The organism is Mesorhizobium sp. B2-1-8, from assembly GCF_006442545.2.
GTDB lineage: Bacteria > Pseudomonadota > Alphaproteobacteria > Rhizobiales > Rhizobiaceae > Mesorhizobium.
The window spans coordinates 239388-252637 of sequence record NZ_CP083953.1 but is presented as its reverse complement, the minus strand read 5'-3'; the positions used below and the strand labels follow the sequence as shown (position 1 = coordinate 252637).

Genomic DNA, 13250 nt, shown 5'->3' with positions numbered 1-13250 from the left:
GCGAGGCGATGACTTATTCGCGAAGATCGGGTGCGCTCTTCATGCCAGAGAGTTCGGTCATCGGGCACAGCAGCCGCGGGCGCGCCGGGTCGGATATGTCGAGCTTGTCCCAAGGGATGCGGTACAGACCGTCCCGGCGGCGCAGCCGAAACAGATCGAGCACCGCCACGCCTATGGCCGACGCCGAAAGACGCCCGAAAGCAGCGTAGATGCCGACGTGGAATTCGGTAACGACGAAATCGTCGTCATCCCGTTCGGCGCAGATTTCCTCGATATAGCCGATGCTCTTGCCTCGTTGCGGTAGAACGCGTCGCCCAGCTAGATGTTCGAGATTGACGTTGGTCATCATCAAGCTCCCGGGATGCGTCCGATGACATGATCGCGCAGCCAGTCCTGCCAGGCGAAGATCGACGTCTGACGCACATCCACATCGAACTCGATGTCGATGCCGATATCCTTCACCTTATGCCAGGCGATCCGATGCGGCTCGCCATGGCGCTTGCCGCCCAGCTTTGCCGCGAGTTGCGCCATCCACCGCCCGGGTCCTGCGCCGAGGCGGCGCGCCAAAGTGATGGAGCCGAGCTCGATCGCAATGATCCTTGGCGGCTTGCCCTGCCGCAACTCGGCCACCAGCCCATCGATCTTGCCTATCTTGACCTGTTCGCGGTCAACCACCTGCTTGTCCAGGAGATCACGCAGCAATTTCATCATGTGCCTCCGAATATCTGCAGCGGAATCGTCACCACAGCCAGCACAAAGCCGAGCGCGATAATGAAGATGACCGCGGCATTGGAGAAAATACCGTTGCGATGCTCGCCGACATAGCGTTTGTCGTTCAGCAGAAACAGGAATGGAACCACGGTCATCGGCAAGCTGGCCGCCGTCAGCGCCATGGAAAAGATGGTGAGCCTCAGCGGATCGAGACCAAGCATGATGGGGATAGCGGCAAGAAACAACGATACCGTGTACACCGCGCTGAACCCTGGGCTGTCGCGCGGCTTGCGGTCCTCGCCCCACGTCCAGCCGAAACCTTGAGCCACGATGTAGGCCTGCTGCAGCCCGACTTCGAGTGTAGCGCCGAAGCAGGCAATGGCGAGAGAGACTACGAACAGGACGAAACCCCAGAAGCCGAATACCGGGATCAGCATCAACGGCAATTGGTGATAATCGTCCACCTGGTCGATGCCGTGCGTCGCCAGCACGAGGGCGGCCACGATCAGCACGCCGACCGAAATGGTGCCGCCGAAAGACATCCCCAGTCCCGCTATGGCCCGATTGGCACCGAGATAGCTCTTGTCCCACTGGTCCTCGATGGCCCCGGAGGAATAGAACATGAACAGGTAGGGCGATATCGAGGCGCCGAGAATGCTGACCGCCATGAACCAGTAACTGGCGGCATCGTGGGCTGGCAGCGAAGGCGCGGCGCCAGTTGCGACCGCTGTCCAATCGGGTTTCAGCATTGCGGCCGCGACGACGAAGCACAACGTCACCAGGCCGAGCATGGACACGCCCTTCTCGATGAGGCCGAACGTGCCTTTCCAGAGCAGCAGCCACGCCAGAAAGACCACCGGCAGCGCCCACCACTGGAAGCCTATGCCGGTGGCAAGTTCGAGTGCGATGGCAACGCCGCCGATCTCGGCGGAGAGCACCATGAGACTGAGCAAGAAGATGGCAAGCAACGGCCACACAAAGACATTGAAGCCAAATCTTTCGCGGATGCCGTCGCAGATCGTGTGATGGCTCACCGCCGCGAACCTGCCGGCCATTTCTACCAGAAAGATGATGCAGATGGTGCCGAGGACGACGGCCCAGATCAGTTGGAACCCGAAAGTCGCACCTGCCTGCGCGGCAGTCGCCATCGATCCGACTTCGAGGAAGCCGCCAACGCTGGTAACGACGCCGAGCGATATTTCCACGAGCTTCTTCATGGCTTCGGGGCCAAATATTTCGCATAGGCGGTGGCGAGCGAGCGCGAGGCTAGCTGAAGATCCTGTTGTGCTTTTTGGACCCCCGCTCGATTGCCTGCCTGCAATCCCGCCTCGGCGTGAGCCACCGCGACCGACAGATCCTTGACCGCTGCCGCCAACGCAGCCTGCTCGGCGGGTTCGGCCGTTTCGGCCGATTGGATTTGCGCCTCGGCATCGGCCAGTGTCTTGCCGATCGATTGCAGCGTGCCGGCGGTGTATGCGAACGGCGCCCCACCGCTTGTCCAGGCATCAAGCACCATCGATACGGTCTGTGCGGCGGAGGCCGCAGTTTGTGATTGCTGCTCGATCCGATCGGAAGACGAGCATCCCGCCGAAACGCCCAGAAGCAACAGGGCGCACAGATAATCCAGCCTGAGATGACGGGCACTGAAGGTCAAAGCCGGCATTTGGTGCGGCACAAAAATAGTCTCCCCGCAACCGAAGCAAATCGTGATCGGCATGAATTGATCTAGTGTGCCCCGCGTGCCCGTCAAATCAACGCCGATCGCACGGGTGCCGATCGCAAGATATGCACCGTGACAGGGAACCGCCGGCCACGACACAAACCAACTCAAGCGGAACAAAGGCTCGCTTGTGGGATTTGGAATACGAGGTGGCGGCGAGCCGACCTCAACCCGTCCTGATCACCGCATCGATGGATGGACTGCTGGCACGGAGGATTCCGCAATGCCTCGTCTCATAGCCTGGATAGCGATCATGGCGGTCGTGATCATCGCCGCCTGGTTGTGGTTCAGCGGCCACAAAGCGCAAAACGGGCGCCAACCCGCGCCCCACGCGATAGACCAGAACGGCTAGTTCAATCCTGCTCGGCCGGGCTTGGAGGGTTCTCGATCCTGTATTCGTGGACCATGCCGAGAAACCTGATTTCTCACTATTTCGCGCGCTTCAGGCATCAGCCGGTCGACGGTTTCAACGACCGCCCCGGCAGATCCGCACCCGCATCGGTGAACTCGCTGATCGCCACCTAGGATTAAGAATCGCCATCTATTGTCCAGAGAATATGATGTCTCGTTCGAGGGATGATACGGTGGACCCAGAATTCGGTCTGGCTATGGATCGGGAGATCACTTCTCTCCTATCTGCGATTGAGCAGGAAAGGATACCGGACCGGCTGACCAAACTGGCGATGGAGTTGCAAAACGCGCTGGTCGAGAGACGTAAACGTCACGTGAAGAACTGACTATCTGCGGCCGTCACCGTCATATCGAGCTGACCGTCCGACAGATGGTTTCGTCTCTCCATCAATGTCTGCAGCGAACTCTCCCCAAGCAATTCAAGAACGTTGGCGCGGGCACGGTTCAGCCGACTTTTGACCGTCCCCACCGCGCAGCCACATATCTCGGCCGTTTCCTCATAGCTCACTCCCAGAACGCCGATCAGCATCAGGACCTCGCGTTGGTGCTCGGGTAGCTTTTGAATGGCGCCGTGCACTTCCTTGCTCTGGACGCTCCATTCCTGGGTGGCTTCCGAAATCGGCCTGGACGACGCGCAGTCGAGCAGGCCTGGCGCTTCCCGGGCAGCAATCTTGATCCGGGTATAGTAAGTGTTGCGCATGATGGTGAAGAGCCACGATTTCATGCGTGTGCCGGGTTCGAACTTGTCGATATTGGCGAGCCCCTTGGTCAGCGTCTCCTGCACCAGATCGTCGGCATCGTCGGGGACGCGACAGAAGGTTCGCGCGAAAGCCCGCAGGGCGGGGATCAGCTCAACGATGGAAACTTCATTGGTTACCTGATCGGCCAAGAGGTAGCCTCCGGATGACAATGGTCCAGCTCCCAGAAGAAAGAGTGTACGAACGCAGCCCCTGCTAAATGCATGGAAGTTTGGTTCGTTCCTCGCGCTGAGGACAACTCTTCGGAGGTTCTGCTCAGGCGGCGAATCTGTCATCGACAGAGTGTGCGCCCCGCGCCATTCTTCTGCGGGAAGGCCGTGGGCCGGCAGTTGACGCCCGGAGTGCTTCAAGCATCCAGCAACGATCGAGGACCTGCCATGACCAAATCCGCCCGTCTCTCAGCACGCCAATCGGAGCACAAAAGGCGAACATGGTCCGTTTTCGAGGTCAATAGCGCTAGCTCCGTTCCGCGGCTCCGGTGAGCATTACCAATGGCTGGGATGGGGCCGCAGAACGAACCCGCTGCGCGGGAGGGCGCCTACGGTTGAGGTAGCGGTTACGGGCCGGGCGTCGCGCTCGCATTGAGCGTCGCCCGGCAGCGGCAGAGCATGACGGGCTTCTTCAACAAGGAGCCTGACCATGCACCATCCCGTTCTCGATGCACCGATCAGCCCGCTGCGCCAGCGGCTGATCGACGACATGAACATGCGGCGTTTCTCACGAGAGACGCAGCGCAACTATCTCCGCGACATTGGACGCCTGGCGACATTCCTTGGGCGTTCACCGGACACGGCGACCGCCGACGACCTGCGCCGGTTCCAGATCGAGCAGCAGGAGGATGGCGTTCCCGTGCCGACGATGAACAGCATCGTGTCGGCGCTGCGCTTCTTCTTCACCCAAACGCTCGACCGCCCCGACTTGGCGCGCAGGCTCGTCCGGCTGGCGCATCCGCGTAACCTGCCCGTGGTGCTGAGCCGCGACGAGGTTGCCCGGTTGCTCAACGCCACCACCTGCCTCAAGCACCAGGCGGCGCTCTCGGTCGCCTATGGCGCCGGCCTGCGTGTCGCGGAGGTGTCGATGCTCAAGGTCGCCGATGTCGACAGCGAACGCATGCTGCTGCGCGTCGAGCGCGGCAAGGGCGGGCGGTATCGTAACGCCATGCTCTCGGACGATCTGCTCATGCTTCTGCGTGAGTGGTGGAAGGTCGGGCGGCAGCAGGGCGTGATGCACCGCGACGGCTGGCTGTTCCCGGGGCAGCACGCGATGAAGCCGATCAGCACGCGGCAGCTCTATCGCATCGTCGTCGAGGCGGCACATGCCGCCGACATCGCCAAGCGGGTCGGGCCGCACACGCTGCGCCACAGCTTCGCCACCCATCTTCTGGAGGACGGCACCGACATCCGTATCATTCAAGTTCTGCTCGGGCACGCCAAGCTCAACAACACCGCCCTCTACGCCAAGGTCGCGACCCGGACGGTGAGAACGGTAACGAGCCCGCTCGACAAGCTCGGGCTGTTCAAGCCGGGAGAGACCTCGCCCGACGGCTGAGCCGTGCGCACCTCGATCGAGGTCGCCGACATCTTCCGTGCTGCTGGGCCACCCTACCGGGCCGCCCATGCAGGTCATCTGAGCCTCGCCCAACTCAAGGTGATGTCGGCGATTGAGCATTGCCGCACCGCAGCCCTCGGCGGTCACGTCGAGGCCTGCGAGGACTGCGGCCAATGGCGGATCGCCTACAACTCCTGCCGCAACCGGCACTGTCCGAAGTGCCAAGGCGCAGCGGCGCGGACATGGTTGGCCGAGCGCCAGGCCGACCTGCTGCCGGTCGGCTACTTCCATGTCGTGTTCGCGCTGCCGGCCGAGATCACCGATATCGCCTTCCACAACAAGGCGACAATCTATGACCTGCTGTTCAAGGCGGCATCGGAAACGATGCTGACCATTGCGGCCGATCCGAAGCACCTCGGAGCCAGGATCGGCATCACCGCCGTCCTCCACACCTGGGGCTCCGCGCTGACTCACCATCCGCATGTCCACATGATCGTGCCCGGCGGCGGCATCGCGCCGGACGGCAGTCGCTGGGTATCGTCACGGCCGGCCTTCCTGCTTCCGGTGAGGGTACTCGGCAAGCTGTTCCGCCGCCTATTCCTCACCCGCCTGGTCACTCTGCACGACGCCGGCCGGCTCAGCTTCTTCGGATCGATGGCGCACCTAACCGACCGCCAAGCCTTCCTGCGCCATCTTGCTCCCGTCAGGAAGAAGCGCTGGGTGGTCTACGCCAAGGCGCCCTTCGCCGGCCCGGAGGCGGTGCTCGCCTACCTATCGCGCTACACCCACCGGGTTGCGATCTCCAACAGCCGCCTGATCGCCTTCGACGAGAGCGGCGTCACCTTCCGCTACAAGGATTACCGACGCGACGGCGCCGACCGTCAACAGGTAATGACGCTCGCGGTCGACGAGTTCATCCGCCGCTTCCTGCTCCATGTCCTGCCGCGCGGCTTCCACCGTATCCGGCATTACGGCCTGCTCGCCGGCTCCGCCCGCAAAGACAGTCTCGCGCGAGCCCGCGAGCTCCTGGACGTCGCTGGGCCATCCGACGACGACACCCCGGATGAACCGGGCGACTTCCGCCCGGCATGCCCCTGCTGTGGCGGGCGCATGATCGTCATCGAGGTGTTCGAACGATGGAAGCAGCCACGTGGACCGCCAGATGCGACGGCGACGAACCGGGACACCGCTCTATGACCCGGCATGGCATGGTCGAGCCTTCAGCTGCAGGCGCTCAGCCGCCGGCTACGGATCCACGCGTGTCCATGGTGACTACCGTCGCCGAAAGGCGCGCGTCCGGACCTGCGCCGAGCCGGCAACATCGCGCGAAAGCGCAACGAAGCGGCCTGTCCGCATCCATCTCGGCACTTCCTGGCGGCAGTCGCGCCATCGCCGACACCAGCTACAGATCGAAATCTCCATAGTCATCGACCTGTGGCCCGCGGGTTCCTTCCTCGGGGACTTTCGTACGCTGCCGGCGCCCGAAACTCTTCACGAAGTCGGCTAGGCAGCTTTCAAGAACTGGGCCTGCCAAAGCAGACATTTAGGTCGGCCGGTGTCTGGACTGACCCGCTGCAGACAGTGGGTCAAAATCGGCACAAAGATTTCCAATTCGTGATGTGAGCCCTCTCTTCCGAACTAACTAACCTCCCTTGGCCGAGTTGGACTGGTTGGACGACCGTGGGCCGACTACCTCGCACCAGTCCGTCGAGTCTCCCGATCGCCCGTGACGCGCCGCAACTTCGATGCGTTGCCGCCTTCCATTTCAACCCTTAAACTGGCGTAGGTTCTAGTCCGCCCTTTCGGGTGTGCTTGCAAAGGACGTCGGCGTGAAAAAGGTTGGCTGAAGGCGCGACAGCTAAACATCAAGGGGCAAGCCATTGGGGCGCAAGCAAGCGGATGCGACGGTGCGGGACCTGCAGTTTGCCAGAAATCTTGACTGGAACCTGCTCAAATTCTTCCATGAGATAGCTATTGCCCACAGCGTCACCAAAGCGGCGCAGGAGCTCAACCGCAAGCAGCCGGCGTTGAGCCTCGCTCTGCGGCGGCTGGAGGAGCGGCTGGGTGTGAAGCTATGCCATCGCGGCCCGGGCGGCTTCGAGCTGACCGAGGAGGGGCGCATTCTGTCCGAGAGCTGTCGGGAATTTACCGGCGCGATCCGCGAAATCCCCGCCCGGTTGTCCGACATCAAGGCCGAAATTCGCGGTCACCTGCGGGTCATGCTGGTCAGTAATCTCGTTGCCCCGCCGCTCGACGAAGCGATCGCTGCGTTCCATGCCAAATATCCCGCCGTCGAACTCATCGTCGAGGTTGCAGCTTGGACCGAGGTGGTCAATTCACTGATCCAGCACAGGATCGATGTCGGCATTTCGCCGTCGCGGGTCAAACGCGCCGAGCTTGCCTATCTGCATCTGTTCACCGAGGTTCACCGGCCCTATTGCGGTCGCCCGCACCGGCTCTTCGGCAAGCGCGTTGCCGATCCGGCCGATCTGGCGAACGAAACCTTCGTGCTCACCGGCGCTGACGAGGGTGACGAACTCACCCAGTTCCGGTTGGAGCACGGCCTTGGCCGCAACATCGCCGGCATGTCGGACCATCTGGAGGAGGCCAAGCGGCTCGCGGTGCTCGGCATCGGCCTCTGCTTCCTTCCGGAGGGCTACGCCCAGCCCGATGTCGATGCCGGGCGGCTATGGCCGCTGCTTACGGGTGCCGACGTGCCGCGCAACAACATGTTCGTGGTCACCGATCCGCAAAGCCCATCCCACACGGCGCGAGAGCTGTTTCTCGCCGAGATGGTCGACCAGACACGGCTGGCGTGAAGATGCATTGATCTGATTAATGCATCACGTTCGTTCTTTGGGCGTTGTTGCCGAAGAACGGGCGTTCCAAGGTCAAGCATGGCGACATCGCATCGGTCTCGTTGATGCTGCCGTTAAGGCAAGGCGCGAGCAGCGTGTCGACCAGGGGAACAACCTCGCAAAGGGGATATTTAGATGACCTTGCAAACTCCGACATCGCCACGGCAATCGTTGCCGAACGACGCTGAGCCAGCAGTTGCTGACGGCGTCGAGACCATCCTGTCCGTCACCGAGACGGACATTGCCGACTACACTGAATCCGTCGTGCCGCAAGCCAAGCGGCGCTCGAACTTCCGCATGCTGGCTCAGTTCCTGTCCATGCAGGCAGTGTTCGGCACCGTGCTCGTCGGCTACGGCGCCCGGTTCCAAGGTCTTACCCTTTCCGAACTGACGGTGGCGATGCTGATAGCGGCCGCCGTGATGAGCCTCTACTGCATCGGCTCCGCCAATGCCGGCGCCGTCACCGGCCAGACCCATTCGGTCATGGCGCGCAGCATCTTCGGCACCATCGGTAGCGGCCTGGTCTCGCTGCTCTTGATTGTCAACGGCATGGCCTTTTACCTGTTCACAGTGAAGTTCATCATCGACATCGCCGGCGGGCTGATGACGGTGCCGGCGGTCGGCGCCATCACCGCGCTCCTGGCCATCGTCATGATCATCAACACCTATTTCGGTTTCGAGGGCGTGCAACGCTTCGCCCAGTTCGTTGCCGTGCCGGTGATCCTGGTGTGGGGAATCTTCGCCACCATCCTGGCCTTCACCACCGTATCCAGCAGCGTGCTGGCGGCGGTGCCGCATGTCGATTCGAAAACCGGGATGATCATGGTCATTGGCAGCATGGTCGGTTTATCGACCTGGGGCAACGAGCCGGACTTCTTCCGCTATGCGACGGCAGGCCGCGCCGCGTGGTGGAATATCCCGACCATCGTCATTTCGTACCTGGTCGGTGCGCTCTTGTTCCCAGTCATGGGGTATATGATCGCCGCCTTGTCCAACCAGCCGGATTTCGGCCCGAGCATCAGCTATTTCGTCAACTTCACCATGTTCGGCAGCGCGCTGCTCGGCATCATCGTCATCGTCATCAACCAATGGGCGGTGCAGGATGGCAACCTCTATATCGCTGTCAATGGCGCGCAGAACGTCCTTTCTGGTATCCGCGGCTGGAAGCGCCAGTACACGGTCGTTGGCCTTGGCCTGATCGCCTCGGTGCTGACCTTCTACCTGCCTAACCTGCAGGACACGTTCAACCTGACAACCAGCATCGGCTCGACGACCGTGCCTGTGGCCAGCACGATCATGGCCATCGACCTGTTCCTGCTGCCATGGCTGTTCGGCATCAAGCGGCCGATGTTCCGCGTCGCCAACTGGAGCGAGCTTGGCATCGCCAACTGGCCGGGCGTCATCGCGCTCGCTGCCGGAACGCTGGTCGGCGTCTACACAGCGGGCCTGATCCCGATGCTCAACAGCGACTATGTCGGCTTCCCGGCGCTGCAGTCCTGGCTGACCGGCGCGGTCGTCTATCTGATCGGCGTGACACTCGTCCACAAGCGCGCGAACGTGAAGGCGCTGCTCGGCTTCGCCAGCATCTGAGTAGGCGTGACTATCCGGAGGCCGCGACTGGCCTCCGGACAACGGTCCTAAAGCCCCACATTCCAAAGTTCGTCGCGGTAGGCCGCGCGGGGAGGAATTGCCATGACATCCCTCGATCTCATCATCCGGGCACCGCGTGCCGTCCTCCCTGATGGCGAGCGCGCCGTCTCGGTCGGCGTTGCCGGCGGGAGGATCGTCAGCATCGGAGCGCTCGACGCCCCCGCCAACGCCAAGGAAACGGCCAGGCTCGATCTCGACACCGTGCTCTTGCCTGGGCTCGTCGACAGCCACGTCCATATCTGCGAGCCTGGCAACACCAAATGGGAAGGCTTTTTGACAGCGACCCGCGCGGCAGCAGCCGGCGGCATCACCACCCTGATCGACATGCCGCTGGACAGCGTTCCGACGACGGTGACACTCGACGCACTCGCCGCCAAGCGCGCCGCCGCCGAAGGCCAGTGCCATGTCGACGTCGGGTTCTGGGGCGGCGCCATCCCGTCGAATCTTGCCGATCTGCCGAAGCTGCATGCCGAGGGTGTGTTCGGCTTCAAGTCCTTCCTCTGCGACACCGGCACCGAGGATTTTCCCGGCATCACGCCTCAACATATGCGAAAGGTGATGGATGTGGTGGCCGGGCTCGGCTCGCTCTTTATCGTCCACGCCGAGAGCGCAGAGGCGATGGCCTCCATGCCCGATCTTCATACGCGCCGCTATGTCGACTATCTAGCCTCGCGCCCAAAGGGCATCGAGAACCTGGCGATCGCCGAGGTCATCGAGGCAGCGCGCGCCAGCGGCGCCCGCGCGCACATTTTGCACCTGTCCAGCGCCGACGCGCTGCCTATGCTTGCCTCGGCCATCGCAGACGGCGTTAAGCTCAGCGTCGAGACCTGCCCGCACTACCTCACGCTTTCGGCCGAGGCGATCGGCGACGGCGAGACCGCCGCCAAGGTTGGCCCGCCGGTCCGCGAAGCGGCTAACCGCGAGAAGCTCTGGGCCGGAGTTGCCGAGGGCACGCTCAGCATGATCGTCTCGGATCATTCTCCTTGCACGCCCGCGATGAAGGAGCCGGTGTCAGGTGATTTTGGCACCGCCTGGGGCGGCATCTCCTCGCTGCAGCTCGGCCTGTCGCTGGTCTGGAGCGAGGCGCACCAGCGCGGCCTTTCGCTGGTCGAGGTTGTGCGCTGGATGGCCGAGCGCCCCGCTGCCCTTGCCGGGCTTTCGCACAAGGGCCGCATCGCGCCCGGCTGCGACGCCGATTTCGCCGTGTTCTCACCCGATGCCGAGTTCGTCGTGGATGCGGCGAGCCTGCATCATCGCCATCCTATCACGCCCTATGCCGGCAGGCCGCTGAGAGGCGTCGTGCAGGAGACTTTCCTGCGCGGCCACCGCATCGATCTGTTTGGCCGGCCGCGCGGCGCGCTGATCGCAAAGGACGCATCAGCTGCCCAGCCCCAAGAATTGAGAAGGAGCGCCTGAAATGAAGATCCTCGTCGTCAACGTCAACACCAGCCAGTCCATGTCCGATGTCATCGACGTCGCCGCCAAGGCCGCCGCCTCCGCCGGCACCGATATCATCACGCTGACACCGTTCTTCGGCCCCGAGGCCGTGGACTGCAATTTCGAGAGCTATATTTCGGCGGTCGCCGTCATGGACCGTGTGCTTGCCTATGATGAGCCGTTTGACGCGGTGGTCATGGCCGGCTTCGGCGAGCATGGCCGCGATGGGCTGCAGGAGCTTATCGACGAGCCGGTGTTCGAGATCTGCGAAGCGTCCGCCCATATAGCGATGATGATCGGCCGCAGCTATTCGGTCGTCACCACCTTGCAGCGCTCGGTGCCGCCGATCGAGGACCGGCTACGGCTCTCCGGCCTTGCCGACCGCTGCGCCTCGGTGCGGGCCAATGGCATGAGCACGCTTGAAGTCGACCAGAATCCGGCGGCCGCCATGCGCGCGATCGTCGACGAGGCGCGTAAGGCCGTGGAAGTGGACCATGCCGAAGTGATCTGCCTCGGCTGCGCCGGCATGGCCGGCCTGGAGGAGATGATCACCACCGAACTTGGCGTGCCTGTCATTGACGGTGTCGCCGCCGCCGTTCGGCTAGCCGAGGCAGTCGTTGGCCTCGGGCTGAAGACCAGCAAGGTCTCAACCTACGCCCGGCCGGACCCCAAGCAGATTTCCGGCTGGCCGCTGTCCGAGGCGCTGCGGCTCAAGGCGCGGCCGGTCGGTCTGGCGCTGCGCGCGGGAGGCCGGCGATGAACGTGATCGACAAGACCCCGGGCGAGGCTCAAGACGCCTATGCGATGCCAGAGCTGCGGGAAGATTTCGCGGCAGAGGTCGATCTCGCATCGCGATGGCTGGGCGGCAGCGTGCTTGCCGCCAGCGATGAATCCTTCGGTGAGAAGGAAAGCCTGTTGACGCCAACGCCGTCGGCCTTCGTGCCCGGCAATTACGGTCCGCGCGGCGAGATTGTCGATGGCTGGGAGACCAAGCGACGGCGAGGGCCTGGCCATGACTGGGCGTTGATCCGGCTGGGCGCGGCAGGCACCATCAGCGCCATCGATGTCGACACCTCCTTCTTCACCGGCAACTTCCCGACCACGTGCCGGATCGAGGCCTGCGGTGTCGAAGGCTATCCAGGCCCGAAGGCGTTGCAGACCCTCGACACCGAATGGATCGAGATTGTGCCGCGCGCGCCGCTCAAGGGCGATACACACAACCGCTTCGAGGTGTCCGACCGCCGCCGCTTCACCCATGTCCGTTTGTCCGCCTTCCCGGACGGCGGCATTGCCAGGCTGCGCGTCCATGGACATGTCGTGCCGGACCCGCGCCTGTTCGATCGCCTGACCATCGACCTCGCCAGCCAGGATCATGGCGGCCAGGTGGTGACGAGCAGCGACGGCTTCTATACGTCCGCCGCGATGCTCAACCGACCGGACAAGGCGCGCAACATGGGCGATGGCTGGGAGACCCGTCGCCGCCGTGACGACGGCAACGACCACGCTGTCATCCGCCTCGCTCTGCCCGGCAAGATAAGGCTGGTCGAGATCGATACCGCGCATTTCAAGTACAACGCCTCGGCCGAAGCCGGGCTGTCCGGCGCCATTGGCGAGGCGATGCCAAGTGCCGACCACTGGACACCGCTGCTGTCGCGGCGGCCGCTTCAGCCTGATACGCGCCATGTCTTCGGGTTGCCCACCAACAACACGATCGTCTCGCATGTCAGGCTCGACGCCTATCCCGACGGCGGCATTTCGCGCGTCAGGCTGTGGGGCGAGGTCTGTCCGGCGGCGCGCCGTGTCGCCGGTTACCGCTGGTTCAACGCGCTGCCGCCGGGCCAGGCGAGGCATGTGGTGCTGGAGCAAGGCGTGTCGGCCAATCTCGCGGCCCGTCTGACGGCGTCTCGGCCACTGACCGTTGAATCGATCGGCGGGTTTGCCGATGGCGCGACGTCCGATGCGGCCGCTCTGGCGGCGCTGAACGGATTGCTGACCGGAGGTGCCACGTGACTGGCCCCTCATCCGCGATCCTGGGGAACGAGGCAGTGACCGGCAAGAAAACGCTTGTTGAGTTCCGCAAGTTGATTTTCGCAGCGATGGAATTTCGCTTCGGATCGTTCAGAACCTTTAGGCAGCGCTGATGCTTGGCAGGAAAAG

14 protein-coding genes are annotated in these 13250 nt (G+C 63.1%); 9 read left to right on the top strand and 5 right to left on the bottom strand.

Annotated features, from left to right (window positions below):
• Nucleotides 1-13: 13 nt before the first annotated feature.
• The 4 genes from FJ970_RS32320 to FJ970_RS32305 are packed head-to-tail and all read right to left on the bottom strand — an operon-like array spanning nt 14 to nt 2428.
• Complete coding sequence (locus FJ970_RS32320; protein ID WP_227792243.1) at nt 14-349, bottom strand: hypothetical protein; 336 nt, start codon at nt 347-349, stop codon at nt 14-16.
• Nucleotides 349-708, bottom strand: a complete 360-nt coding sequence (locus FJ970_RS32315) for a hypothetical protein (RefSeq protein ID WP_140761761.1) — start codon at nt 706-708, stop codon at nt 349-351. The genes FJ970_RS32320 and FJ970_RS32315 overlap by 1 nt, the downstream gene beginning before the upstream one ends.
• On the bottom strand, nt 708-1928 hold the full coding sequence (locus FJ970_RS32310; protein WP_140761758.1) for an NRAMP family divalent metal transporter: 1221 nt from the start codon (nt 1926-1928) through the stop codon (nt 708-710). The genes FJ970_RS32315 and FJ970_RS32310 overlap by 1 nt, the downstream gene beginning before the upstream one ends.
• Nucleotides 1925-2428 carry a hypothetical protein gene (locus FJ970_RS32305; protein ID WP_227792242.1) on the bottom strand — a complete coding sequence of 168 codons (504 nt, stop codon included), beginning with the start codon at nt 2426-2428 and terminating at the stop codon, nt 1925-1927. The genes FJ970_RS32310 and FJ970_RS32305 overlap by 4 nt, the downstream gene beginning before the upstream one ends.
• Before the next feature lie 226 nt (nt 2429-2654).
• On the opposite strand from FJ970_RS32305, the gene FJ970_RS33760 reads away from it, so the two are divergent.
• Both FJ970_RS33760 and FJ970_RS32300 read left to right on the top strand, forming a co-directional pair.
• Nucleotides 2655-2783, top strand: coding sequence for a hypothetical protein (locus tag FJ970_RS33760; protein ID WP_265336242.1), 129 nt, complete (start codon nt 2655-2657; stop codon nt 2781-2783).
• 46 nt (nt 2784-2829) lie between these two features.
• On the top strand, nt 2830-3168 hold the full coding sequence (locus tag FJ970_RS32300; protein ID WP_140761756.1) for a hypothetical protein: 339 nt from the start codon (nt 2830-2832) through the stop codon (nt 3166-3168).
• On the opposite strand, the gene FJ970_RS32295 is transcribed toward FJ970_RS32300, so the two are convergent.
• Nucleotides 3153-3731: a sigma-70 family RNA polymerase sigma factor gene (locus FJ970_RS32295; RefSeq protein WP_140761753.1), complete on the bottom strand. Its 579-nt coding sequence runs from the start codon at nt 3729-3731 to the stop codon at nt 3153-3155. The genes FJ970_RS32300 and FJ970_RS32295 overlap by 16 nt on opposite strands.
• Before the next feature lie 508 nt (nt 3732-4239).
• Between FJ970_RS32295 and FJ970_RS32290 the strand changes: the two genes are divergently transcribed.
• From FJ970_RS32290 to alc, 7 genes are all read left to right on the top strand, one after another.
• Entirely contained in the window at nt 4240-5148 is a 909-nt protein-coding gene (locus tag FJ970_RS32290; RefSeq protein WP_140761750.1) for a site-specific integrase, read from the top strand.
• 3 nt (nt 5149-5151) lie between these two features.
• Nucleotides 5152-6345: an IS91 family transposase gene (locus FJ970_RS32285; protein WP_140761747.1), complete on the top strand. Its 1194-nt coding sequence runs from the start codon at nt 5152-5154 to the stop codon at nt 6343-6345.
• A 683-nt stretch (nt 6346-7028) separates the two neighbouring features.
• Nucleotides 7029-7967: a LysR family transcriptional regulator gene (locus FJ970_RS32280; RefSeq protein WP_140761741.1), complete on the top strand. Its 939-nt coding sequence runs from the start codon at nt 7029-7031 to the stop codon at nt 7965-7967.
• 174 nt (nt 7968-8141) lie between these two features.
• Nucleotides 8142-9596, top strand: coding sequence for a hypothetical protein (locus tag FJ970_RS32275; RefSeq protein WP_140761739.1), 1455 nt, complete (start codon nt 8142-8144; stop codon nt 9594-9596).
• A 102-nt stretch (nt 9597-9698) separates the two neighbouring features.
• Nucleotides 9699-11072, top strand: a complete 1374-nt coding sequence (allB, locus tag FJ970_RS32270) for an allantoinase AllB (protein ID WP_140761736.1) — start codon at nt 9699-9701, stop codon at nt 11070-11072.
• 1 nt (nt 11073) lies between these two features.
• Nucleotides 11074-11853 (top strand): aspartate/glutamate racemase family protein, encoded by a 780-nt coding sequence (locus FJ970_RS32265; RefSeq protein WP_140761733.1) that lies wholly within the window; start codon nt 11074-11076, stop codon nt 11851-11853.
• A complete protein-coding gene (alc, locus tag FJ970_RS32260) occupies nt 11850-13103 on the top strand; it encodes an allantoicase (RefSeq protein WP_210243059.1) in 1254 nt (417 codons plus the stop codon). The genes FJ970_RS32265 and alc overlap by 4 nt, the downstream gene beginning before the upstream one ends.
• Nucleotides 13104-13250: the final 147 nt, after the last annotated feature.